Source organism: Flavobacterium sp., from assembly GCF_030146175.1.
Lineage (GTDB): Bacteria > Bacteroidota > Bacteroidia > Flavobacteriales > Flavobacteriaceae > Flavobacterium.
In genome coordinates this window covers 1-25,642 of sequence record NZ_JASLCE010000109.1, presented here as the reverse complement: position 1 = coordinate 25,642, position 25,642 = coordinate 1, and the positions used below count along the sequence as shown (strand labels likewise).

At 41.3% G+C, this 25,642-nt stretch carries 21 protein-coding genes; 7 read left to right on the top strand and 14 right to left on the bottom strand.

What is annotated here, in order from left to right:
- Positions 1-11 precede the first annotated feature (11 nt).
- Together Q1R07_RS12575 and Q1R07_RS12570 are read right to left on the bottom strand one after the other, a co-directional pair.
- A complete protein-coding gene (locus tag Q1R07_RS12575; protein WP_300490773.1) occupies positions 12-362 on the bottom strand; it encodes a translation initiation factor in 351 nt (116 codons plus the stop codon).
- Positions 363-469: 107 nt separating this feature from the next.
- Positions 470-1,420, bottom strand: a complete 951-nt coding sequence (locus Q1R07_RS12570) for a 2-oxoglutarate and iron-dependent oxygenase domain-containing protein (RefSeq protein WP_300490770.1) — start codon at positions 1,418-1,420, stop codon at positions 470-472.
- A 219-nt stretch (positions 1,421-1,639) separates the two neighbouring features.
- On the opposite strand from Q1R07_RS12570, the gene Q1R07_RS12565 reads away from it, so the two are divergent.
- The 3 genes from Q1R07_RS12565 (at position 1,640) to Q1R07_RS12555 (ending at position 4,658) form a co-directional block, all read left to right on the top strand.
- Positions 1,640-3,616 (top strand): dehydrogenase E1 component subunit alpha/beta, encoded by a 1,977-nt coding sequence (locus tag Q1R07_RS12565; RefSeq protein WP_300490767.1) that lies wholly within the window; start codon positions 1,640-1,642, stop codon positions 3,614-3,616.
- A 173-nt stretch (positions 3,617-3,789) separates the two neighbouring features.
- Positions 3,790-4,242 carry a hypothetical protein gene (locus tag Q1R07_RS12560; RefSeq protein WP_300490764.1) on the top strand — a complete coding sequence of 151 codons (453 nt, stop codon included), beginning with the start codon at positions 3,790-3,792 and terminating at the stop codon, positions 4,240-4,242.
- Between the two features lie 116 nt (positions 4,243-4,358).
- On the top strand, positions 4,359-4,658 hold the full coding sequence (locus tag Q1R07_RS12555) for a hypothetical protein (protein ID WP_300490761.1): 300 nt from the start codon (positions 4,359-4,361) through the stop codon (positions 4,656-4,658).
- A 69-nt stretch (positions 4,659-4,727) separates the two neighbouring features.
- Here the strand turns inward: Q1R07_RS12555 and Q1R07_RS12550 are convergent, their stop codons facing one another.
- The gene (locus Q1R07_RS12550; RefSeq protein WP_300490758.1) at positions 4,728-5,180 is read right to left on the bottom strand and encodes a GNAT family N-acetyltransferase; all 453 of its coding nucleotides are present in this window, start codon (positions 5,178-5,180) and stop codon (positions 4,728-4,730) included.
- Positions 5,181-5,939: 759 nt separating this feature from the next.
- Between Q1R07_RS12550 and Q1R07_RS12545 the strand changes: the two genes are divergently transcribed.
- Positions 5,940-6,269 (top strand): SMR family transporter, encoded by a 330-nt coding sequence (locus tag Q1R07_RS12545; protein ID WP_300490756.1) that lies wholly within the window; start codon positions 5,940-5,942, stop codon positions 6,267-6,269.
- Positions 6,270-6,271: 2 nt separating this feature from the next.
- Here the strand turns inward: Q1R07_RS12545 and Q1R07_RS12540 are convergent, their stop codons facing one another.
- The 11 genes from Q1R07_RS12540 to Q1R07_RS12490 all read right to left on the bottom strand — a co-directional run bounded on the left by Q1R07_RS12540 (position 6,272) and on the right by Q1R07_RS12490 (position 19,248).
- Positions 6,272-6,655: a DUF3037 domain-containing protein gene (locus Q1R07_RS12540; RefSeq protein WP_300490753.1), complete on the bottom strand. Its 384-nt coding sequence runs from the start codon at positions 6,653-6,655 to the stop codon at positions 6,272-6,274.
- A complete protein-coding gene (locus Q1R07_RS12535) occupies positions 6,633-7,427 on the bottom strand; it encodes a HipA family kinase (RefSeq protein WP_300490750.1) in 795 nt (264 codons plus the stop codon). The genes Q1R07_RS12540 and Q1R07_RS12535 overlap by 23 nt, the downstream gene beginning before the upstream one ends.
- A 111-nt stretch (positions 7,428-7,538) precedes the next feature.
- Positions 7,539-8,303 carry a type 1 glutamine amidotransferase domain-containing protein gene (locus Q1R07_RS12530; RefSeq protein ID WP_300490748.1) on the bottom strand — a complete coding sequence of 255 codons (765 nt, stop codon included), beginning with the start codon at positions 8,301-8,303 and terminating at the stop codon, positions 7,539-7,541.
- Between the two features lie 6 nt (positions 8,304-8,309).
- Complete coding sequence (locus tag Q1R07_RS12525; protein ID WP_300490746.1) at positions 8,310-9,275, bottom strand: aldo/keto reductase; 966 nt, start codon at positions 9,273-9,275, stop codon at positions 8,310-8,312.
- Between the two features lie 12 nt (positions 9,276-9,287).
- A complete protein-coding gene (locus Q1R07_RS12520) occupies positions 9,288-10,409 on the bottom strand; it encodes an alkene reductase (RefSeq protein WP_300490744.1) in 1,122 nt (373 codons plus the stop codon).
- Positions 10,399-11,385, bottom strand: coding sequence for a TIGR03571 family LLM class oxidoreductase (locus Q1R07_RS12515; RefSeq protein ID WP_300490741.1), 987 nt, complete (start codon positions 11,383-11,385; stop codon positions 10,399-10,401). Before Q1R07_RS12515 ends, Q1R07_RS12520 begins: the two co-directional genes overlap by 11 nt.
- A gap of 2 nt (positions 11,386-11,387) precedes the next feature.
- Positions 11,388-12,605: an MFS transporter gene (locus Q1R07_RS12510; protein ID WP_300490738.1), complete on the bottom strand. Its 1,218-nt coding sequence runs from the start codon at positions 12,603-12,605 to the stop codon at positions 11,388-11,390.
- A gap of 255 nt (positions 12,606-12,860) precedes the next feature.
- Positions 12,861-13,430, bottom strand: coding sequence for a Crp/Fnr family transcriptional regulator (locus tag Q1R07_RS12505; protein ID WP_300490735.1), 570 nt, complete (start codon positions 13,428-13,430; stop codon positions 12,861-12,863).
- A gap of 112 nt (positions 13,431-13,542) precedes the next feature.
- The gene (locus tag Q1R07_RS12500; RefSeq protein ID WP_300490732.1) at positions 13,543-17,595 is read right to left on the bottom strand and encodes a Dyp-type peroxidase; all 4,053 of its coding nucleotides are present in this window, start codon (positions 17,593-17,595) and stop codon (positions 13,543-13,545) included.
- A gap of 253 nt (positions 17,596-17,848) precedes the next feature.
- On the bottom strand, positions 17,849-18,550 hold the full coding sequence (locus Q1R07_RS12495) for a LytTR family DNA-binding domain-containing protein (RefSeq protein ID WP_366526340.1): 702 nt from the start codon (positions 18,548-18,550) through the stop codon (positions 17,849-17,851).
- Entirely contained in the window at positions 18,547-19,248 is a 702-nt protein-coding gene (locus tag Q1R07_RS12490) for a histidine kinase (protein ID WP_300490729.1), read from the bottom strand. The genes Q1R07_RS12495 and Q1R07_RS12490 overlap by 4 nt, the downstream gene beginning before the upstream one ends.
- Before the next feature lie 480 nt (positions 19,249-19,728).
- On the opposite strand from Q1R07_RS12490, the gene Q1R07_RS12485 reads away from it, so the two are divergent.
- From Q1R07_RS12485 to Q1R07_RS12475, 3 genes are read left to right on the top strand one after another with little or no spacing between them, the layout of a single operon-like run.
- Complete coding sequence (locus tag Q1R07_RS12485) at positions 19,729-21,114, top strand: TolC family protein (RefSeq protein ID WP_300490726.1); 1,386 nt, start codon at positions 19,729-19,731, stop codon at positions 21,112-21,114.
- A 10-nt stretch (positions 21,115-21,124) separates the two neighbouring features.
- Positions 21,125-24,409, top strand: coding sequence for an efflux RND transporter permease subunit (locus tag Q1R07_RS12480; RefSeq protein ID WP_300490724.1), 3,285 nt, complete (start codon positions 21,125-21,127; stop codon positions 24,407-24,409).
- The gene (locus tag Q1R07_RS12475) at positions 24,399-25,493 is read left to right on the top strand and encodes an efflux RND transporter periplasmic adaptor subunit (RefSeq protein WP_300490722.1); all 1,095 of its coding nucleotides are present in this window, start codon (positions 24,399-24,401) and stop codon (positions 25,491-25,493) included. Before Q1R07_RS12480 ends, Q1R07_RS12475 begins: the two co-directional genes overlap by 11 nt.
- Positions 25,494-25,642 lie beyond the last annotated feature (149 nt).

Below are 25,642 nucleotides of genomic sequence, written 5' to 3'. Positions count from 1 at the left end.
TATGTATTTTATTAACCGCCTACGCGTTTTATTTTATAGCCTTCTTTTGTCAGGAAATCCATGATTTTGTCACGGAAATTCCCCTGGATGATAATTTCGCCGTCTTTTGCGGAGCCACCCACGCCGCAAAGCGTTTTTAGTTGTTTGGCAAGCGTCTTCAGGTCGTCGTCATTACCGACAAACCCTTTGATGATGGTTGCCACTTTTCCGCCCCGGTTCTTTTTGTCGAGGTGCGCTTCCAGTTTTTGCTGACCGGGAGCAAGGGTTTCTTCCTGCTCGGACTCGGTATTTAATTCAAAATCTTTATTGGTGGAAAAAACAAATCCGCCTAAATCTTCCAAACTACTTATTTTCTTTGCCATATTACTAAATCGGTTCGATGCATTGCTGCATTTCAAAAAAGGTTGTAAAAGATAAAAGACATTGAGTGTAAAACCCAATGTCTTTTACGATTTTATAAAAATAAGGATTATTTTTTAATTAAGCCCAAATCAACCAAACGTTCGTAAAGGAAATCACCGGCGGTAATATCGTCATAACGTTTTGGGTTTTCGGCATCGATACAGTTTTCCAGACAGTTAAGCGGCATTTCGCTTATCGGGTGCATAAAAAACGGAATCGAAAAACGGGAAGTACCCCATAATTCACGTGGCGGATTAACCACCTGGTGAATGGTCGATTTTAGTTTATTGTTGGTGTGACGGGAAAGCATGTCACCCACGTTGATCACTAATTCATCATCTTGGGCAATGGCATCAATCCAGTCACCGTTATGATTTTGAACCTGTAATCCTTTACCTTGCGCACCCATTAATAAGGTGATCAAATTAATATCACCGTGTGCAGCGGCACGAACGGCATTTTCCGGTTCCTGTGTAATAGGAGGATAGTGAATTGGACGTAGAATACTGTTTCCGTTTTTGATGTAATTGTCAAAATAAAACTCATCCAGTCCAAGGTATAATGCTAACGCTCTTAAAACATATACGCCGGTTTTTTCCAACATCTGATAGGCTTCTTTACCTACCGTGTTAAATTTAGGAAGTTCGGCAACTTCCACATTTTTAGGGTATTCGGCTTCCAGTTTCGGGTCGTTTTCGACATACTGACCAAAATGCCAGAACTCCTTTAAGTCGCCTTCTTTTTTTCCTTTGGCGTGTTCTTTTCCGAAAGAAACATAACCACGCTGTCCACCAATTCCAGGAATTTCGTATTTTTCTTTTACCTCAAGTGGTAACGTGAAAAAATTACGAACCTCACCATAAAGTTCATCAACTAATTTGTCATCTAAAAAATGACCTTTTAATGCTACGAAGCCGATGTCTTCGTAGGCTTTTCCGATTTCATTTACAAATTTTTGTTTACGTACCGGGTCGTCCGATAGGAAATCACGCAAGTCAACACTGGGAATGTTTTGCATCTTTAAAAATTTTGTTAATAACTTTTTGGTTGTGAAACCATTATAAAACAAAGGTAAATAATAATTTTTAGATAAAATTTATAAAGTTATCAACAATGGGAATGAGCGTGGTAATTGCCTGGGTGAATCCGATAATTTGGGAAAATATTTAGATAACAATTCCATTGGTGATGGTTATTTTTTTATACTTTTGGAAGCGTTTAATCAAAGCACAACATCATGAATTTTGATCGGAAAAATCTAAGTGACGAAAAACTATTAGATTTATATAAGAAATTAATCAAGCCAAGGCTGATCGAAGAAAAAATGCTGATCCTGATCCGTCAGGGGAAAGTTTCAAAATGGTTTTCCGGTATTGGACAGGAAGCTATCTCAGTAGGAATTACATCCGTTTTGGATAAAGACGAATATATTTTACCAATGCACCGCAACTTAGGGGTGTTTACAACCAGAGAAATCCCATTGTACCGTTTGTTTTCACAATGGCAGGGAAAAGGGGATGGTTTTACCAAAGGACGTGACCGTTCGTTCCACTTCGGAACACAGGAATATAAAATTATCGGAATGATATCGCATCTTGGACCACAATTAGGTGTGGCCGATGGTATTGCTTTAGCGAATAAATTAAAGAAAAACGGAAAAGTAACCGCGGTTTTTACCGGTGAAGGTGCTACTTCCGAAGGTGATTTCCACGAAGCATTAAATATTGCCGCAGTTTGGGATTTACCGGTACTTTTTGTGATCGAAAATAACGGTTACGGATTGTCGACACCAACAAATGAACAATACCGATGTGAAAACCTGGCCGATAAAGGAATTGGTTATGGGATGGAAAGCTATATTATCGACGGAAACAATATTCTTGAGGTATATACAAAGATTGACGAATTGGTAGCCTCCATGCGTGAAAACCCGCGTCCGGTACTATTGGAATTCAAAACCTTCCGTATGCGAGGGCATGAAGAAGCCAGTGGAACCAAATATGTACCACAGGAATTAATGGATATGTGGGCAATTAAAGATCCGGTAGATAATTTCCGCAAATACCTTTCGGAAGCAGGAATCCTGACACCGGATATGGATGAGGCTTATCGTGCTGAAATCAAAAAAGAAATTGACGAACATTGGGCAAAAGTTCAGGCAGAACCTGAAATTGTGGCAAACCTTGACGAAGAGTTAAATGATGTGTACAGACCGTATACACATGAAGCATTCGATCATAACGGAGAAGTGGAAAACATTCGTTTGGTAGATGCGATTTCACAAGGATTAAAACAATCGATGGAACGTCACGATAATCTGGTGATTATGGGACAGGATATCGCCGAATACGGTGGAGCCTTTAAAATAACAGATGGTTTTGTAGCACAATTTGGAAAAGAACGTGTTCGCAATACGCCAATTTGTGAAAGTGCAGTAGTTTCTGCGGGTATGGGATTGTCTATTAACGGACATAAAGCTATTGTAGAAATGCAATTTGCAGATTTCGTTTCTACAGGATTTAACCCAATTGTGAACTATTTGGCGAAAGTGCACTACAGATGGCAGGAAAATGCCGATGTGGTAGTGCGTATGCCTTGCGGTGGTGGAACTCAGGCAGGACCTTTCCACTCGCAAACGAACGAAGCCTGGTTTACTAAAACACCGGGATTAAAAGTGGTATATCCGGCTTTTCCATACGATGCCAAAGGACTTTTAAATACGGCAATCAACGATCCGAATCCGGTAATTTATTTCGAGCACAAACAATTGTACCGAAGTGTTTATCAGGATGTACCTAAAGATTATTACACGATTCCTTTTGGAAAGGCGGCTATGATTAAAGAAGGTGAAGATGTAACGGTAATTTCATTCGGAGCCGGTGTACACTGGGCTTTGGATACTTTATCCAAGCATCCTGAAATTAAAGCCGATTTAATCGATTTACGTACGTTGCAACCATTGGATATAGAAACAATTTATGCATCGGTTAAAAAGACAGGTAAAGTGATCATTCTTCAGGAAGACACCCTTTTCGGAGGTGTGGCCAGCGATATTTCATCGATGATCATGGAGAATTGTTTTGAATATCTGGACGGACCGGTTAAACGCGTAGGAAGTTTAGAGAGTGCTATTCCATTCGTAAAAGCACTGGAAGATCAATACCTGCCAAAACAACGATTTGAAAACGATTTACTGGAATTAGTAGCGTACTAGTGTTCCAATTTTCGATAGCTTAAAAAAGCCGCATCAACTGATGCGGCTTTTTTAATGAAATTCTAATAAAAAAAATCAAATAGGTTGTTAGTTATATGTCTTTTTGTTTGTAATTTTATAATAAATACTTACTTTTTTAAATAAAAAAAGAATAATAATCTAAAATTATAAATATGAAAAAAGCAATTTATTTTAGTTTGTTAATGGTCTTTTCATTAACCGTTTTTGCTCAGGAAGCAGCTGTAAAAAAAGCATCTAAAAAAGCCGATACCGAAACGGCTAAAACCAAAAAGAAAGCAGACGATGCTAAAACAGCAATAAAAAAAGAAGTCAAAGACGATACGAAGGCCGTAAAAGAGAAAAAAGTAACTGCGGATGCTAAAAAGACCGTCAAAGATGATGCTAAAGCGGTAAAAGAAAAAGCGACCAAAGCAACCGCGGATGTTAAAGCGAATGTTAAAAAGACGAATGCGACAGAAGCGAAAAAAGTAACTGCGGTTAAAACAGCAAAAGTAGCGTCGGAAGATAAGGTAACAGGGACATATAATGGGAAAAAAGTATATACCGGACCAAGAGGTGGTAAGTATTATATCAACGACAACGGTAATAAGACTTATATAAAATAATATAAATCAGCAATGTATAAAAAGTCACAAGAAATTGTGGCTTTTTTAATACTGTTTTATGAAATCTTTAAGGGAATTTTTTTTAATTTAGTTAATATATGTGAGTATTTAATTAAATGAAAAAAGAACTTATGGATGCAAATTTTGAAATAGTTAGCAAAGAAGAGATAGAAACACTAAACTTTCCTGAAAATGATGTATTGGAAGAAGATGGATTGGCTATTAAAAGAAGAATAGAAGATCTGAATCGCGCTTTAGCGTTGGGAAATTTAGAACATGGAAAAATTAAAATTTATTTTGAAGATAGTGTTTCTAAAAAAGTTGTTGAAACTACTATATGGGGCGTTACGGATGAACGTATCATTTTAAAGCAAGGCGTAGTGATCCCGATACACAGGATTCATAAAACAATTTAAACCGCAGCATAACACTAAAAAAAGAAGTTTCAGACTTCTTTTTTTTATGGTTACTATATATCAGAAGTACTACAAGATAATCTTTCGCATACAAAGACTACTCGCAATACCTTCATATTGTCCAAAATTAGGAATCAAATGATACCCCGATTTTTCATAAAGACGAACGGCTTCAGTATGTTCTTTTCCGGTTTCTAAAATACACTCCGAAAAAAACAATTCTGTAGCCCATCTTTCCAACTCTTTTAATATTTCTCTAGCGATTCCACGGCCGCGAAAATCAGGATGTACATACATTCTTTTGATCTCTGTTATGTCATCCGAAAATTGTCTTAAAGCGCCACAACCAACCGCTTTATCTTCTTTGTATGCTAAAACTACATGTTTAATTTTATCAATTTGGTTAAACTGCTCAAAAAAAGAATGTTCTTGTCCATCCTTAATTTTTAATTCATGATCCAGTAAAGCAACAAGATCTTTAAAGTCCTTGTTGTTAGATGTTGTTCTTATTAAAATTGGCATAATTAAAAAATTATTTAGACAGATTTTAAAAAGAAATGGGGCTTGGTAAAGATACGAATGTTTACTAAAAAGGAGTGAATTTTATCTGTTTACTTTACATTATTTGATTTAAAATATAAAAAAAGGTTACAAAAATAATGTTTTGTGATGTTTTTTGTTTTCATTGAGGTATGATTTGAGATTATATGTAAGAATTTTAACGATGATATGATAAAACGATAAAAACGCGCCAAAGGTGTTATTATAATACAGTCAAGGTGAAATTTTCAGATTACCTTTCTTTTTAAAACCGAACAGCTTAGCTTAGGCTTATAATAGTAACATAATGGAATAGAAAATTAAAAACTGTTCGGTTTATAAAAGGAATAGTAAAAGATAAAAAATTAATGCGGTTTGAAAAGACAGTCAGCGAACTGACTGTCTTACAAACTCACATAACACACTTTTGTTTAGTCCTTAAAATAAAAAATACTGAAATAAATTAAATGAAATCAAGGACTTATTCTGATGTTGAAAAAATACTACAAAACCAAAAACATCATAACTAAACGCTAGCGTATTACACAAACAAAAGAAAGAAATAACAGTAACTTTTTCATCATTCTCACATACGCATAAATACTTAGTTTTTTGCAATTGAAGTTTTAAGTGTCTTTGAGTATTATAATGATGCTTTATTAGAAGGATATACCCATTTTGGATAATTGTAAAATACAAATCATATTAAAAACGTATCTTTAAGAACTTAAAGAAAGGAAGATGAAATACCTGTTTTTGATAATAGCTATTTTTTTTGAGGTGATAGCGACCAGTGCTTTAAAATCGTCTGAGCAGTTTACCCGATTGTGGCCTAGTGTAATAGCAATTGTTGGTTATGCCACGGCCTTTTATTTTTTGTCGTTGACACTTAAATCAATGCCAATAGGAATTGCCTATGCCATTTGGTCGGGCTTGGGAATAGTATTGATTTCTGTGATTGGTTATTTGGTTTATAATCAATCCCTCGATTTCCCGGCTATAATCGGAATCCTTTTTATAATTATTGGAGTACTGATTATCAATCTGTACTCCAATAGTGTTTCTCATTAATATTATAAAACCAGTTCGGTAAAAAGCCGATCAATAGTACCGTCCAGATTGCCGCAAAAACCGGGATGGGGACGGGATGTTTGTATGACAGAACTCCTCACTGCCGTAAGCCAGCGAAAACGGGAAGGGATATCAAGTTGGGCTATTGGTCCGCCATTTTTGTCGCCAAGTGCAATTTTTTGAAACGACTCCAGATTCTGTTGTAACTGTTCGATATCCAGTTCGTCTGAAAGCATAAGGAGCCTTTGTTCGTTAATGGAAAAACGAACATTGATGTATTTGGCACTTTTAGAAAAAAGAATAATGCCGACATTCAAAAATTCTTCGCGCTCAACCTTAGGCAAAACGCGGATCACTGCATATTCATATAAGTGTTTGTCTTGCATTTTGCGCTTCTTTTATAAAAATTTCGGAATTGTTTTTTCGCATCAGTAAAAACTGTATATAAACTTCTTTCAGCTCTTCCGGAGCATCGCGATTATCGTCCCATAATAACCATTCATCCGGGATTGTATTTACGATTTCACGGATCTTTTCTTCCGTTAAAATCGCTTTAAATACCGAGTCAACCTGCTCCAGTTCTGTTGCTTTGGGTAATAAAACATGATCTTTGATCAATGCAAAAGGACTTTTAGCATGGTTTTCCCAATTGTTCCAGGAATGATGGAAATAAAAAGAAGCGCCGTGATCAATCAGCCATAACTCTTTATGCCAGATTAGCATATTGGTATTTCGAAAAGTCCGGTCTACATTGGTTATAAAGGCGTCCAACCAGACTATTTGTGAGGCTAATAACGGATCAACATCAGTAACAACGGGGTCAAATGTAATGGCGCCCGACAGGAAGTGTAGGGCCAGATTTAATCCCTGACTTCCTTGTAAGAGATCCTGTATTTCCTCGTCGGCTTCGGTACGGCCAAAAGCTTCATCTAGATTAGCGAAAACGATTTCCGGAACCCGAAGTCCTAAAGCACGTGCGATTTCACCACCTATAAGTTCTGCTATTAAGGCTTTACTACCATGACCGGCACCTTTGAATTTGAGTACATATTTAAAATCATCGTCGGCCTCAGCAAGGGCTGGAAGCGAGCCGCCTTCCCGCAAAGGGGTTATATAGCGGGTCACCTGAACCGTTCGTAAATGGAGTGTATCACTCATAAAGCTTTGTTTTGTATACTGTCACAAATGTATTAAAAAGGAAAGAATTTTTTGAAGCACAAAACCTGACAGGTTTCGAAAACCTGTCAGGTTTAATATAGAGTAATCCGATTATAATTTTTTCAATTCGGCTAAAACCGTTTTTCCGATAGCTTCCGCAGAGGCCGGATTTTGGCCGGTAACCAAACGTTGATCCGCTACAACATGCGATTGCCAGTTACCCGTTTTTTCATACTTCGCACCACGCGCTTTTAATTGATCTTCTAACATAAAAGGTACTACTTTTTCCAATCCAACAGCAATTTCTTCTTCATTGGTAAAGCCATTTACTTTTTTACCGTCGATTAAATAGTTCCCGTTGCTCAGTTTGATGTTAAGCAAACCTGCCGGCCCGTGACAAACGGCACTGACGATTCCGTTATTTTCATAGATTTTGGTTGCAATAGCGGCAATTTCTTTATTTTCGGGTAAATCCCACATCGCACCGTGACCACCTGCATAGTGAATCGCTATATAGTCTTTAGGATTAACTTCTGAAGGTTTCATCGTGTTTTCCACTTTTGCATGGTACACTTTGTCATCCCAGAATTTTTTATTGATCGGATCTTTTAAATCAAATCCATCTACCGGAGCTTTTCCGCCTTTTGGGCTTACAAAATCGATTTCATAGCCGGCGTTGTGTAATACTTCCCACGGATGTGAGACTTCGCTAAGGAAATACCCGGTTGGTTGTCCGGTGTTGCCTTTTTGATCATGGCTGGTTACCACAAATAAGATCTTCTTTTTCATAGTTCCTGTTTTTTTCGTTTGCGCTACAGCATTTATACCGCTAAAAAGCAGCGTTAGACCGGCTACTATCGTTAAGATTTTTTTCATGATGATTTATAAAGTATGAAGTTGGTTTGTAATAAAAGTTAGTTCTTCGGGGTTTAATTCAAAATGCAGTGCCTGAGCATTCGAAATGGCTTGTTCGGCATTCCGCGCACCGGCAAGTACTGCGGTAATTCCCGGTTGCTGTACCGTCCAGCGTAATACCAATTGTGCCAGTGTACTATTTTTGGCATCGGCAATAGGTTGAATGTTCTGTAAAAATTGTTGCACTTTTTTCAGATCATACTGACTGAAATATCCGTTACGATGATCGTCTTCTGTTAGTTTTCCACCTGTAAAGTATTTTCCGGTCAGTAAACCGCGTTCCATCGGGCTATATGCAATGATACCAATATTTTGATCAATACTGTAAGGTACCAAGTCCTTTTCAATAGTACGGTTTAGCATACTATAGGCCACCTGGTTGGAAGCTAAAGGTACGCTTTTTTGCGCTTCTTCCAGTTGGGAAACGCTATAATTGGAAACGCCTGCAGCTTTGATTTTTCCTTGTTGGATCAGTATTTCCATAGCTTCCATGGTTTCGGATATCGGCGTAGTACTGTCCGGCCAGTGCAATTGCAGTAAGTCGATATAATCTGTTCCTAAACGTTGCAGACTTTCTTCCACTTCTTTGATTACATTGGCTTTTGATGCGTATTTATAAATGGATTGACCATCGGCTTCAAAGAAGAATTCTCCTTTTCCTTGATTGCTTCCGTCCCAAACCAGACCGAATTTTGTCAGTATCTGAATTTTACTGCGATCGCGACCTTTAATGGCTTCACCAATCATGGTTTCACTCAGACCAAAACCATAAAACGGAGCGGTGTCGATACTGGTCACACCATTATCAATCGAAGCCTGTATGGCTGCAATGGAGTCTTTTTTTTCATTTCCGCCCCACATCGTACCCCCAATTGCAAAAGCACCCAGGGTGATAGGGGATACTTCGAGAGAAGAATTACCTAATGTTCTCATATTGTATAATTGTTATTTAAGTGTATTTGTTGTTATTGGATAAAAAGGATAGTCGGTATAACCGATAACACCGCCTCCAAAAAAGAAATCGCGTTTCGGTTCGTTAAGCGGTAAATTGTTTTCCAATCGGTAGGGAAGATCCGGGTTGGCAATAAATGGTCTGCCAAAACCAATCAGATCCGTCCAGCCTTCCTGTAAGGCTTCTTCGGCTCGGGTTTTGGTATATTTCCCGGAATAAATCAGGGTTCCGGAAAAATTGGCCCGGATACTGTCTTTAAACGAACGTTCCATCACCGGCGCATCCTCCCAATCGGCTTCGGCTATATGAACATAGGCTACTTTCAGACGATCTAAAAGTTTGATGGCTTCGGTATAGGTTTCCACGGGATTATCGTCAATGGTACCCTGAAGCGTTGTTAATGGTGCCAGTCGAACGCCAACTTTTTCATTACCGATTGCATCCGAAATTGCCTGAACAACCTCTTTTAGAAATCGCAGTCGGTTTTCAAGAGAACCGCCATAAATATCGGTTCGGTTGTTAGCCTGTGAGTCGATAAATTGGTTGATCAGATAGCCATTGGCCGCATGGAGTTCGATACCGTCAAATCCGGCTGCCATTGCATTTTGAGCCGCTTTGGCATAATCGGATACAATTTCCTGAATTTCGTTTTGGGTAAGTGCTCTTGGTTTGGAGTGTTGTACCATTTCGCCCACGCCATTTTCCGGACCGCGATTTTCGAGATCGACAAACACTTTTACGCCATCGGCTACCAGTTCACTGGACGAAACCGGAGCATCATTATTTTTTTGTAAAGCAGTATGGGACACCCGTCCAACGTGCCATAACTGGGCGAAAATAATCCCGTTTTTGCGATGTACGGCATCGGTAGTCAGTTTCCATCCGGCAATTTGCTCCGGAGTATAAATTCCGGGTGTCCAGGCGTATCCCTGTCCTTGTTGACTAATCTGAGTTCCTTCGGAAATGATAAGTCCGGCGGAACTTCGCTGTTCGTAATATTCGGCCATAAGTGGAGTGGCCACTTCGCCTTTGGCAGCACGGGAGCGAGTCATTGGCGGCATTACAATACGGTTTTGTAATTCGATATTTCCGAGGATATGTTTTTTAAATAGCATAATCGTGTTCTTTATAATTAAAATGAGGTAAAATAGTTGTGGCAATACGTTCGATTGCTTCTTTGACTGGTGTTTCCGATTTTCGAAGATGCAAGGCCATATGATTCACACCAATTTCTTCGTAGGATTTGAGCAACGGTAACAACCCATTGATTCCTACCGCTCCTCCAAAACGATGAGGACGGAATGGGGCATCGTCATCGGACAAAAGGTTGAGGTGGAAAGCCGTGATATAGGGTTTAGAAGCCTGATTGTTGTCGTAAAGCACATTCCGCCAGTCGATAATCTGGTTTGCGGTTTCGGCTAACGGACGCGGATAATTAAACCAACCCTGCATATTTTGGGCAATCCAGTCCATACTTTGTTGCGCACGTCCGGCAATGATCCATGGAATCGGATTTTCCGGTTTTGGAAATACCTGAATAGTGTTATTCAGATTTTCATAATACTGGCTGAGTTCGCTTTGCGTTTTCCAGGCTTCTTCGATTATAGCATGGTTGTGGCGGAAACGTTCGGCCCGGGTTTCAAAATCATATCCGAACAATGGAAATTCCACCGGACGATCGCCAAGACCGACACCAAACAGAAACCGACTTCCGGATAAATTTTCGATAGATGCAACCGCTTTAGCCAGTTGTAACGGATCGTGTAGCGGTAAGACGATAGCAGCGGTTCCAAGGGTAATGGATTTGGTGATTCCGGCGATATAACCCAGATAAGCTATCGTATCAAAAAGTTGGGCGCCATCACCAAAACCGGGATCGTACACCGGAACTTCGCGCATCCAAAGAGCGGAATAACCGAGTTGATCTGCCAATTGAATGTATTCCGTATGCCGACTGATATCCGGAATACCAAACGGACGTCCGGAAAGGTTGCGTTTTTTCTCGCCTTCCAGGGACCAGTCGTTATCGAGTGGAAATTCCAATCCGATGGTCATTTTTCCGGGAATGTGAATCGTACAAATCGTTTCCATGATCAATTGTTTTTTTCGCGTTTATAACTGATAAGTGTTACTAAAAATCCGATGGCAACCAATACCGCCCCAACCCAGGGCGTGGATTGAATGCCTAATGACGATTCGACTACATGCCCGCCGATAAAGGCACCGATAGCGATTCCGACATTAAAAGCCGCAATATTCAGTGCTGAAGCGACATCTTCGGTTCCCGGCAGGTATTTTTCGGCCATTTGCACCACGTAAAGTTGTAAGCCGGGAACATTCGAAAAGGCCAGAATGCCCATCGCAAACAAGGTGATTACGGCAGCTATCTGATTAAAGACAGTAAAAGATAAAACCAGTAATACCAAGGCTTGTAGAACAAACATGATCATCAGTGCTTTAATCGGTTTTTGATTGGCTACTTTTCCGCCGATTACATTTCCTAAGGCAATGGCAATTCCATAGATCAATAGTAATAAGCTGGTTGCATCGGCCGAAAAACCGGAAATGCTTTCCAATAGCGGTGCCATATAGGTAAAGCTTACAAAAGTGCCGCCATAGCCCAAAGCAGTAATCGCTAACACCAATAGTATCGATGGGTTTTTAAGCACCTTTAACTGATCTTTTAATTGTAAGGGTTTGCTTTTTTGTAGGGTATCCGGAATTAAAAGACTACTGGCGATAAGCCCGATGATTCCCAAGGCCGCCACACCGATAAAGGTTGCACGCCATCCGAAATGTTGTCCGATATACGTTCCTAAGGGAACGCCGGTAACGATGGCTACGGTTAATCCGGCAAACATAATTGCAATCGCACTGGCGCGTTTGTCTTCGGAAACCAGGCTGGCGGCTATAGTCGCTCCGATCGAAAAGAAAACACCATGCGCAAATCCGGTTAGGATTCGGGCGAGGACTAATGTGATAAAAGAAGGCGCAATGGAAGCCAATCCGTTACCAATAATAAAAAGTACCATAACGCCTAACAATAATTTTTTGCGATCGATACGACTGGTTAAAGCCGTTAATATAGGCGCTCCTACGGCTACCCCCAAAGCATAGAGGCTTACAAGCAGACCGGCGGAGGAAATGGAGGTTTTTAAATCGTTGGCAACAGTGGGTAAGAGACCGACGATTACAAATTCGGTAGTACCAATCCCAAAGGCACTGATGGTTAAGGCCCATAATGCGGCCGGAAGTTTTTTAGATTTCGAAGGTGCTGTGATAGCAGCGGTATTGTTTTGAATTGTTTTCATAAGTTTGGGTTACCGCAAACGGGTAACAGGTGATTTATTACTATTATGTTTGATCCTATACATCCGGTTTTAAACCGGGCATAAAACGATCGGAACTAATAATAATTAGTACACAGTAACTTGTAAAAACATCGGGTAAAACAACTTTGAACGGTCATATTTGTAGTGTCATAAGGAACAGTACAAATGTCCGAATAGGGGAAACGCCAGGCGAGGAGTTAGGTCACCGTTTTTTTGTGAGGTAGATCACACCGTTTAGCTTTTGAGTCGGCTAAGGGTTTCGCGGGTTACGCCCAAATAGGAAGCCAGTAGTTTTTTAGGAACGCGCTGGATGAGTCGGGGTAATTTTTTGATCAGGTTATTATACCGTTCCTCTGCGGTTTCCGTTAGTAATGACATAATACGTTGTTGCAGCGCGATATAACCATAATTGGCTTTGATTCTGAAAAAATTCGCCATCGCCGGAATCTCATGACAGATTTTTTCCCGGTCTTCCAGTTTCAGACAGAAAAATTCCGAATCTTCGATACAATCCATATACATACAGGCGGGAACCTGATTTTGAAAGGCGTGAAAATCGCTGGTCCAGTATTCTTCCATGGCGAACTGCAGGATATGTTCTTTTCCGTCGCAATCGATCGCATAGGTTTTGACCAGGCCTTTAATGATCCAGAATTCGCAGGGAACCATTTCGCCTTTTTGAACCAGAAACTGGTGTTTGCGCAGTTTTCGAAATGTAAAATGTTGGGCTACATAGTCCCATTCGCTATCCGAAAGCGGACAAATGGAAGCGATATGCTGGCGTAAAAGGTCGTATTGGGTCATACTAAGGTAATTGTACTACAAAAATAATAGATTTCTGCAGACGATAAACAGCTTTAAAACAAAACACCCCGGAATTTTCCGAGGTGTTTTTCCCAAATTTTAATATAGAACGTTATTCGTCTTGTTCTACTTCTTCTATTTGTTGATGGAAAGGGCAGCCCCTTGCCATTTTTTTCTCTTTTTGAACCTCTACAGGTGTCGAAACCGGTCGGCGACGGTGCTGATCCTGAATAGTAGGGAACACCGAAGTAAAGAAGTTTGTCCAACCTCCGGTACGCACGCGAAGCAGGTCGTATTGTTCCGGCGAGCCTACTGCATCGGCAAAGGTATCTGGATTAGCAACGGTAATGGTCAAAATGTTTGACGATTGTCCGTTGGCAAATTGTTGCATCACCTGAATCAGTTTTTCAGCTGGGAAGTCTTCGTCGATATTATAATCGGTTGGTGCACCATCGCACATCAACTCGGCACCGATACCATCAAAACCAGCCAGCGATTCTTCGAACCCGGCATATTGATGTTCGATTGGTAAATCGGCAGGACTTGGCATTGAACTAAGATCGGAGGCTACCGTAGTTCCCAAACGACGACCGTCTGCACTGGCGCCATTCCAGGCTCCCATTTCCACGTGGTTTTCGAAAGTTCCGACACCCGGCTGAATTTGAAGTCCGAAAGGAAACTCTTCCGTTCCATATCGGGTGGCCATATTTTTCATGGTTTCATACAATTGCGGCCAAGGTTCGGTAAAAGTTGCGATCGATCGACGGGCAATACCCTCTACAATCTCATTTCCAAAAGCATCAATATCGGCATCCCCTCGTCCGTAGCGCGGTTGTGCCAGGGCGATTTCTCTCAGACGTTTAAATCGATCGGAGCGCGAAGCGATACGCGATTCTCCGGCCAGATCACTAATAAACGGTTCGGTCATTTTATGCCCCCAGTCGCAGCACAGACATTCCAGTAATTCCGGTAATGTAGTAACCGCATTTTTATCGTCAAAAACCATTGTTTTAATTGCATATAGCGAATTAATCGCAGCACTTAACGATATATAACAAGGCCCGTAAATATTGTATTTGGTTCCGCCGCTATAAAAATCAAGTCCTCTGGCAAGACAGTCATCCATCAGAACGTTAAGAATAGGAGATGGACAGAATTTGGTATTCGCGCCATATCCCATTAATTGACCGTTAAAAGCTTTACGGTTGAGCCATTCGAAATGTTGGAAGTAAATGTCGACCAGTTCCTTAAACGATTTGATTTGATCTGCCGGTTTGGAATTTAACGAAACTACCTGACCAAATAAATAGGATTCTCCGGCCGATGAATACGTACGTCCCTGGTTCAGTGCGCATTCCAACGGTTGTAAGGTAGAAAATCCGCCCAGTGAGAACCAGTTTTCACCCGGGAATTGCGGTTCGTAACAGCCATCGCAGGCATAATTCTGAGCCGATTCCACGGTTACATTCGAGTTCCATTTTTTGGTTTCGGTTCCCAGTTTTCCACCAACGCCATCACCGCTGTGATGAAGTCCTTTAATTATTTTTTCGTCATTTAAAAGAATCGGATGCGCCCCACCGGAAAGCAGCGCATGAGCAGCATCTTCCAGGATTTCTCTTGGCATATCTTTACGGGTTCGTAACGATAAACAAGGTGCATTAAGCGGTAATCGTCCGGAAGCGTGTATAAACAAACGCGTCATATGGTTATAAGCCGGTTCTGTTTCTTCAAAAACAGGATTACCATTGACTTTGGTACCACCAACGGTAATTTGCTGGATCCATTGTCCCAGAGAAGCCCCTTGCGGATACGGCCCGGAAGCACCACCCATAGCCAGATTTCCAAACGGCTGATGGTCTTCCATAAAAATACGGTTTTGCTGTATCTTCTCGTCCAGTTTAATATAGAACGCATCGATAACTTCCTGCGCTTCTGCTTTTTCGAACTCATTGCTACTGTCGTAGTAAGGCTGTAAAAGCTGATCCATACGACCAATAGCGGTTGGTTCGCCATTGAGGTGTAAACAAGTATGTAGTGTAAAGATAAATTGCACCGCTTCAATTAGCGAGTCCGGTTTTTGGGTAGCCAATTTAGTCATGCGATAGGCAATCGATTCCAGGTTTTGTTTTTCCCAGGCCTGGCCATCGCTCATTTTTGCAGCGGTTTGACGTGCCAGTTCGGCATAATTCAAACAGTATTCGGAGATTCCCTGTAAGGAAAGATAGGCCGAACGGTATAATTCTTTTTTATCGGTATCCGTGGTGTTTTTTTCATATTCCAGAATCTCATCCATCATGGTTTTTAAACCTTTTTTCAGCGCTTTTTCATAATTCGGAATAACGTGTCCCACACCGGAAGCCTCACTCAGGTTGGCTAGAAAGCCATCCAGACGTTCGGAATCCGATAGATAGCGCATCACATAACGTCCTTCGCCTAAAGATAAATTCGGCATGGCACCTACGATAATTTCTTCCGGAGAAATGCGGAATGTATCCGAGCCGTATACAATTTCGCCTTCTCTTTCACGGAACGAAGAATAGGGAACCAGCGTACCGTCTTTAAGACGGATCTTACGCCCTCTAAAACCGTAGTCGGCCGAGCTGAATAATTGCAAACTCAGACGGATCGCCCAACCTTTACGAATCATAATGGATTCGTCCATAATATTGGCCGGTTTATCGCTTCCGTTGTAGCGATCAATATAAAAACGAATATCTTCTTTGATTTCTTCCTGTTTCCGGTTAAAGTACCAGTTGTCCTGCCAAAGAGAGAAAATGTTCTCCAGAAGGCTTAAAATACGATTTGTCGGTATTGAAAAGTAGCGTTCCCGTTCTTCCGGTAGCCCGATTCGGGTAGACATGGTAAACAGGTAATTCTGATGGTTGTAATACATCAGTCCGTTTTTAGAAGCATTTTGGTAATGACGATCCAGACGTGTCCAGTCGACACCCGGGAAACGTGACCAGTCTTTCTCTGTAGCAAAAGAGAAGTCATTTCGGTATTTTTTAGCTACATTATCATCATCTAATCCCAGATCCTGGATACTTGGAATATAGAAAACACCACCCAGATCCGATCGCAGGTGATTAAACAAACGGTCGTTCATAAAACCACTGTCGGGTCCGATCTGGTTACTCATGATATTTTCCAGAATTCCTATTTCTTTACTAAACCCAGCGAAATAGATTCCTTCCTCGTCCGATAACGTAATTGACTTCGGTGAACGGAAGCCGGAATTACCGTGTTGCAGATTTTTTGCCCTTCCAAACGGAAGTCCGAGGCGCAATACCGGTGTGGTATTTCCATTCGCATCCTGAATTCTGGCCGATTTGATATGCGAACGCGAATCGCGATCGGGAATAATCGTATCGTTTGTTTTACGACCAATAAGATCTTCAATCTGATCTTCGGTCATCATATTGATCTGATTCCAGTTGATCAGGAAGCGTTGTGCCAATACAAAAGATCCTCCAAAATGCGCCATATCGTCGCAACCGATTAACGTATGTTTGGCGATAGAGATAGGATCGGAAGGATTGTTGAGGTTTTCGGAGAAACGAGAGCCTAATACTTTACCGCGATGACCGTCGGCTTCGTTCGATTTGGAAGCGGCTTCCTGTGAATAATGCTCTTCTGTAATACTGTCTAAAGCCTTTATTAATAAGGAATTCACAATTTCACAAGCTTTTTTGCTGTCACTCTTAATGTGGAACCAAAGATCGCCGTGAGAATCAATAAAAGCACCGTTTGAAGCCCGAAATACTTTCGATGTATATGGATTGTTGTTTTCCGGGAATTGTAACGTCATTCCTTTAGGATGCGGTATGCCTTCTTCGTCACAGATTTTCGCCCAGTTTTCAAATGAAACCCCTAAAATAACAGAAGTGTTGCGGTCTTTCAGATCTTCGTGAGTGTTAATTTTCGATCGGATCTCTGCCATTACTTCAGCGAACTGTGTTTTATACTCCACCAGCTTTTTGCCGTCTGGTTGTTTGTTGGCTTGCCAATTACCTCGTTTTTGGAACCAAAAAGTTGTATAAATGGCAAAGGGCGACGGATATACCAATCCTCTTTGACAGTGTTTCCACACTTCGGTAAACCGATTTTCAAAGTTAAGAGAGCTCTCGTGGTTAGACGGGATGTCGGACTTGAGTGTTTTTTCCATGTGAGTTGTTTGTTGGTTACAGTTTAAAAATGTTTGTTGCGATTGTTTTTGTTTCCTTTACAGGTATAAAGAGCTACCTCCTATAACAGTTTGGTTGTTATGAAGTTACAATTGAAAAAAACAGAAGATTTATAGTGGGAAATCGATCTGTATCAAAAATAGTGAAAGAAAAATAACAGGGTATACGTACAAACACCTGTTTTTAGGAGAAAAAAGAGGAAAGAGGAAAGAGGAAAGAGGAAAGAGGAAAGAATTACGATAAGGGACGTAAGCGTTCGTTAAGTTCGCGGCGGAAGGTAATCCCTAATGGAATTTTCTCTTCGTTGATCACAATATGTTCCTTTTCATGAACATCGATTTTATGAATCGCAATAATATACGATTTGTGTACCCGCATAAACTTGTCCGATGGTAATTCCTGTACCAATTGATTCGTAGTCATCGCGGTTACAAAGGTTTTGGTCTTGGTAAAAATCTTAACGTAGTTCCCGTAACTCTGGACATATAGAATATCATCCAGTCGGATGTCGATATTTTTACCGTTTACTTTTACGTTTAGCGCAATCGGAGTTACGGTTTCTTTTTCAATAAATTGTAGCGAAAGATAGCGTTCGATTGACTTTAGAAAACGCGGAAAGTAGATGGGTTTTAACAAATAGTCGATCACACCGTATTCGTAGCTTTCGAGTGCAAATTCCGAATAGGCGGTTGTTAATATGGTTTTTGGTGGGTTTTTCAGGGTTTGTAATAACTCCAGTCCGGTGATTTCCGGCATGTCGATATCCAAAAACATCAGATCTACGGAGTTTTCCCGTAAATAATGCAAGGCTTCAATACCGTTATAGCATTGTGCAGCGAGTTCCAGTTGCGGGTTTTGCCGGATATAGTTGGTCAGGACATAATGCGCGGCCGGTTCATCGTCGACAATAATACATTTTTTTGGAGTGATCATCATAATAAATCCATTTCGAGTAACACACGGTATTGTTTGGCTTCCTGTTGTATTTCCAGGTTGTGTTTTTTCGGATAAAGTATGCGCAATCGTTCCGTTGCATTGCTTAATCCGATTTTGGTGGAAACGATTTTCCGTTTTTTATCCGGAATCGAATTTAACGTTTCCAGACGTAATTTACCATTATTTACCGAAAGATTGATCTTTACAAAGCAATTTTCGATCGCACAGGTGCCGTGTTTAAAGGTGTTTTCCACAAAAGGAATCAACAACATCGGTGCGATCATATAGTTGGAATCGACATCGGTTTTATAATCGAACTCGATTTCACAACGGTAACCCACGCGTTCTTTTTCCAGTTCGATATAGCTGGAAATAAAGTCGATTTCATCTTCAAGGGAGACGTATTCTTTTTGTGAATTTTCAACCTGGTAGCGCAATAGCTGGGAAACCCGCATGATCATATCGGAAGTCCGTTCCGGATATTGCAGACTAATGCCGTAGAGTGTATTAAACGTATTAAACAGAAAATGCGGATTTAATTGTCCTTTTAGCGCATTTAACTGGATCTGGTTGTAGAGTAATTCTTTGTTTGTTTTTTTCTTCTGATCGCGGTAATGTTCGATTAACTGGATACTTCCCAAAATGCAAATTAAGGTACCGACCAACGTTCCCAATTGGAAGTGATAGGTCTTTTGCATGGAGGTTTTATACAGGAAACAATTCTTATAAATAACTTCAATGGATACTTCATGTAATATTACTGAAAATAGTATTATTAAGATTATTGAAAATAAAATATAGGTTAGTGGTTGGTGTTTTTTCAGTAGAATGGGCAGTAGAAAAAAGCGGTTGATCTGGGCATGACCGTATAGGAGTAAAAAATATACGATACCCATCCAAAAGCCTTTCCAGCTTAAAATTAAAATCCAGTCGTTTAATGTGAAAAGAACAAAGGAAAAGACAAGAATTGCGAATTCCTGTAGCCACTTGTTCTCTAAGATCTTCCTCATACTCATTTCAGATATATAGCGTACAAAATAAGTATAAAAAAACGAATAAACCGGGAAGTTAAATGATCAATTGAATTGGTCATTTTTTATAGCGAATTAATCATTTTTCATAGGCGCTGCTGCGGAATGTGTCGTAGCTTCGCGTTGTTAAAAAACCTTACCACAATAATGATAGTACGAAAATTGCCATTGCTGTCGCTTTTAATGTGTTTTTCAGGAGCGTTCTCCCAGTCGCTCACCCTGAAAGATGCCATTGATCAAGGGATGGCTAACTACGGCACACTTAAAGCCAAAGAAAAGTATGCTTTGGCGGGACAGGAAACCGTCAAACAAAACAAAAGGGATTATTTGCCCAACCTGACACTGGCCGCGCAACAGGACTACGGAACCGTAAACGGACAAAATGGTCCGCTGTATGGTTTTGGAGGTCTGGGAGTCGCTTCGTCGGGATTACCCTTGCCGGAACAAAACTGGAACGCTGCTTTCGGCGCCTTGTATCTGGTGAACATGAACTGGGATTTTTATAGTTTCGGTCGTATCCGACAAAAGATCGCTTTGTCTAAAGCAGATGCCGATCGTTTGCAAAAAGATTCCGAACAGGAACAATTTCAACATAAAATACGCATTTCTGCGGCTTACCTAAACCTGTTGGCGAGTCAGCGATTGGAGATCTCCCAAAAGAAAAATCTGGAACGGGCAGAGGTGTTTTTAAAACTGGCTGCCGCGCGAGTTAAAAACGGATTGTTGCCGGGAGTCGATTCTACATTGGCTTCTGCGGAAGTGTCGCGCGCACGTATCGCACTGAATCAGGTGAAAGACCAGGTGAAGGAACAGAATAACAAACTGATCACTTTAATGGGGATAGAAATTTCTGATATTAAAGTGGATACTACTTTGGTAATCAAGTCACCAAATGTGATTGGTAAAAGTGAAACTTTAGGTGTTGAATCCAATCCGGTACTGCAGTTTTATAAGAGTCGGATGGAATATGGCGCCCAACAATTACGCTTATTTCGGAAAGAATATTACCCGACATTTAGTTTGTTTGGGGTATACCAAACCCGTGCATCGGGATTCAATTCGGATTATGCGGTTGATCAATCTTCGTTTACCCATAACTATTGGGATGGTGTAGATCCGACCCGTCAGAATTACCTTTTTGGAGTGGGTGTAAGCTGGAATCTGACGACCTTGGCGCGTACCGCTAAAAAAGTCAGCGCGCAGAAATTTACTTCCGAAGCTTTGGAAGACGAATATAAGGTGATGGAACAGCAGTTTAAAGCACAGTCGGATGCAGCCGATGTTAAAATACAACTGGCCTATGAAAGCGATAAAGAAGCGCCTAAACAGGTAAAAGCAGCGGCTCAGGCGTATTTGCAGAAAATGACACTCTACAAAAACGGACTGACGAATCTGGTAGATGTTACCCAAACCCTATATACGCTAAACCGAGCGGAAACCGACCGTGATATTGTTCATGTAAACGTATGGCAATCGTTGTTGTTAAAAGCAGCAGCAACCGGTGATTTCAACTTATTTATTAATGAATTATAACCCGTAAAAGATGAATTTAATACGTTTTGCACTTCGTAAACCGATTTCGATTATCGTCTTGGTAATGGGATTGATCATCTTTGGAATCGGTGCTGTTAAAAGCATCAAGGTCGATATTCTTCCAAAAATGAACCTGCCGGTGATTTATCTGGCGCACCCGTTCGGAGGATATACGCCCAACCAGATGGAATCCTATTTTGCCAAAAACTACGTCAACATCATGTTGTTTGCGAATGGCGTTAAATCAATAGAAACAAAGAATATACAAGGGCTTACCTTAATGAAAATTTCGTATTATGAAGATACGAATATGGCACAGGCTGCGGCCGAATTAAGTGCGCTTTCCAACCGGATTCAAGCAGCTTTCCCACCGGGATCGCAACCGCCGTTTATCATCCGTTTTGACGCTTCGTCCTTACCGGTCGGGCAATTGGTATTGAGTAGTGCGACCCGTTCGAATAACGAGTTGCAGGATTTGGCCAACGTTTACGTACGGGCTTCGTTTACGTCGATTCCCGGACTATTGTCGCCACCGCCGTTTGGAGGTAGCCCAAGAACCGTTGAAGTTAATGTCGATCCGGATTTATTGCGTTCGCATAACCTGACACCCGATCAGATTGTAGAAGCGATCCGACTTAATAATCAGACCGCACCGTCGGGAAACGTTCGCGTGGGCGATAAAAACTATATCACGCCGACGAATAATACGATTAAAGAAATTAAAGATTTTGAAAAGATTCCGTTGTTTAAAGGCGGCGTACAAAACCTTTATTTGGGCGATGTAGCGACTGTAAAAGACGGAGCCGATATTACGGCCGGTTATGCTTTGGTTAATGGAAAACGTTCGGTATATGTGAGTATTGCTAAGGCTGGTGATGCTTCGACCTGGGATGTGGTGCAAAAGTTAAAAGCCGAGTTGCCTAAAATCCAGAGTACGCTACCGGAAGATGTAAAGTTATCCTACGAATTTGACCAGTCGGTTTATGTGATCAACTCCGTTAAAAGTTTGATTACCGAAGGAATCATCGGAGCGGTATTAACCGGATTGATGGTATTGTTATTCCTGGGCGACCGTCGGGCGGCGTTAATTGTAATTCTTACCATTCCGATTTCGATTATTTCCGGGGTTTTGTTTTTGAAATTATTCGGACAAACGATCAACCTGATGTCGTTGAGCGGATTGGCATTGGCTATCGGTATTTTGGTTGATGAGAGTACGGTTACGATCGAAAACATCCACCAGCATCTCGATATGGGCAAACCCAAGGCACTCGCGATATGGGATGCCTGTAAGGAAATTGCACTACCGAAATTATTGATCTTATTGTGTATTCTGGCGGTATTTGCGCCGGCTTTTACAATGAAAGGTATTCCGGGGTCATTATTCCTTCCGTTGGCATTGTCAATTGGATTTTCGATGATCATATCGTTCCTGTTATCGCAGACATTTGTGCCGATCATGGCCAACTGGTTAATGAAAGACCATGCGAAAGTGCCACATTCAGCGGATATTTCGGATGACGAAGCGGTTTTTCTGGCTTCAGGCTTAACGCCGGAATCGGAAAGAGATACGATGGATCAGAAAAAGATACTGGTGGAACGAAAAGATTTTAACGGTGATGGAAAAATCAGTCCGTTTGAACGCTTCCGCAATCGTTTTATGAGGTTGATCAACCGTTTGTTTGTATATAAAAAACCAATCACGATCCTATATCTGGTTGGTGTAACGGCATTGGCTGTTTTATTGCTAAATGTAATCGGACAGGATGTATTTCCGAAGGTAAACTCCAGTCAGTTTCAGATGCGATTAAAAGCACCGGACGGAACGCGTTTGGAGCGAACGGAAGAAAAAGCCAAAGTGGCCTTAGCCGAACTGGAAAAACTGGTAGGAAAAGAACACGTTTCGATTTCATCGGTTTATGTCGGGCAACACCCGTCGTTGTTCTCAGTATCGCCCATCTATCTTTTTATGGCCGGTCCGCACGAAGCGGTATTTCAGGTGGCTTTAAAGGAATACCATCGCGATATGGATGATTTTAAAGACGAATTCCGTCAGCGTTTGAAAAAAGTATTACCGGATGTTAGCGTTTCGTTCGAACCGATCGAATTGACCGATAAAGTTTTGAGTCAGGGATCGCCAACGCCAATTGAAGTGCGTATTGCCGGTAAAAACAAAAAGAAGAATGAGGAATACGCTAATAAACTGATGGCCGAATTGCGTCAGAAGCCGTATTTTAGAGATATTCAACTGGCACAACCCATCAAATATCCGGCATTGGATATCAATATCGACCGGGTTCGTGCCGCGCAATTGGGGGTGGATATGAGTGAGATTTCCCGATCGCTGATTGCTTCGACTTCTTCGTCCCGTTATACCGAAAAGAATACCTGGATCGATGAAAAGGCCGGATTGTCGTATAACGTACAGGTTCAGGTGCCTTTGGACAAAATGACCGATATCAAGCAAATAGGGGAGATTCCGTTGTTAAAAAATACAGCCCGTCCGGTGTTGAGCGATGTGGCTACGATTACACCGTCGTTTACCTATGGTGAAAATGATAACCTGGGTGCGATGCCGTATATTTCGATCACCGCAAATATTGATCATACAGATTTGGGATCGGCTTCGAAAGACGTACAACAAGCGATAACGTCGTTGGGTGAATTACCACGAGGTTTGTTTATCGAACAGATCGGTTTGGGGAAAGTGTTAAGTGAAACGATGGGTAGTTTGGAATCGGGCTTATTGGTAGCGGTAATCGTGATCTTCCTAATGTTATCGGCAAACTTCCAGTCGTTCCGTATTTCACTGGTTATTTTAACAGCTGTTCCGGCGGTAGTTTTAGGATCGTTGTTGTTATTACTGGCAACCGGATCGACTTTAAACCTGCAATCGTATATGGGAATCATTATGTCGGTAGGGGTTTCGATTGCCAACGCCGTGTTATTGATCACCAATGCGGAACAATTGCGGAAACACAATAACGATGCGTTGGTTTCGGCACGTGAAGCGGCTTCGTTGCGATTACGTCCTATTATCATGACCAGTATCGCGATGATTGCCGGAATGTTGCCAATGGCAATCGGACACGGCGAAAGCGGCGAACAGGTTTCCCCATTGGGACGAGCAGTAATTGGAGGACTTTTATTTTCTACTTTTACAGTATTGGTCGTCCTACCGGTTATTTTTGCCTGGGTAATGGGTAAAACCGGAACACAATCGGTATCTCTGGATCCGGAAGATAAAGAAAGTAAACATTATATAGCGGCATTAGAACAAACAGATGAGAAATAAAGTAATACAAGCAATTGCATTTTTAGGATCGGCAGCCTTAGTGGTAGGTTGCCAGACCAAAGCAAAGGAAAGTGAGAACCCGGTAACGGAAGCTGCGGCACCGGTATTGGAGACTTTTGTACCGAAAAAAGAAATACTGTCAACCGAATTGCGTATGCCAGCCGAAATCACCGGTTTCCAACAGGTCGACATTTATGCGAAAGTGAGCAGTTATGTAAAAGAATTAAAAGCGGATATCGGAACGGAGGTTAAAAAAGGTCAGTTGTTACTGGTACTGGAAGCGCCGGAATTGAGCGCACAGTTAGCCGCGGCGCAATCCCGTTTAAAATCACAGGAAGCGGTGTATACGGCGAGTAAAAGTACTTACAACCGTCTTTTTGAAACCAGTAAGGTAGAAGGAACCGTTTCCCGTAACGATCTGGAAGTAGCCGAAGCGCGTAAAAATTCCGATTTTGCACAATATCAGGCGGCAAAAGCGTCGTATAGTGAAATTCAGACCTTATTGGGGTATTTACAAATCCGCGCTCCGTTCGACGGTGTTGTGGCCACGCGTAACGTAAATCACGGCGCCTATGTTGGACCGGCCGGAAAAGGTTCGGAACAACCGTTGATGACCATTCAGCAACAAAATAAGCTACGTCTTTCGGTATATGTTCCGGAGCAATATTCGGGTTATCTGAAAAACGGAGCAGCCTTAAAATTTACGGTAAAATCGTTACCGGGACAGGATTTTTCGGCTACCATTGCCCGTATGTCGGGTGCATTGGATAGCCGACTTCGTTCGGAACGGGTTGAAATGGATGTGATCAATACCGGAAACAAATTGTTACCGGGTATGGTTGCCGAAGTACAATTACCATTAACCGCAAAAGACAGTACCTATGTCGTACCGAAATCGGCAGTGGTTACTTCAAGTGAAGGAACGTTTGTGGTATCGGTAAAAGACCATAAAACAAGCCGATTACCGGTTCAGAAAGGACGCATCCTGGAAGATAAAATCGAAGTTTTCGGGGCGATCACACCGGATATTCTTTTGATCAAACAAGCTACTGAAGAAATTCAGGACGGAACACCGGTAAAATAAGCGATACTGAAAATATAGGAATACAGCTAAACCTGTCAGGTCTTTAAAACCTGACAGGTTTTTTTATGTTTTATGATTAAATTTGAAAGAGAAAAGAGAAAAGAGAAAAGAGAAAAGAGAAAAGAGAAAAGAGAAAAGAGAAAAGAGAA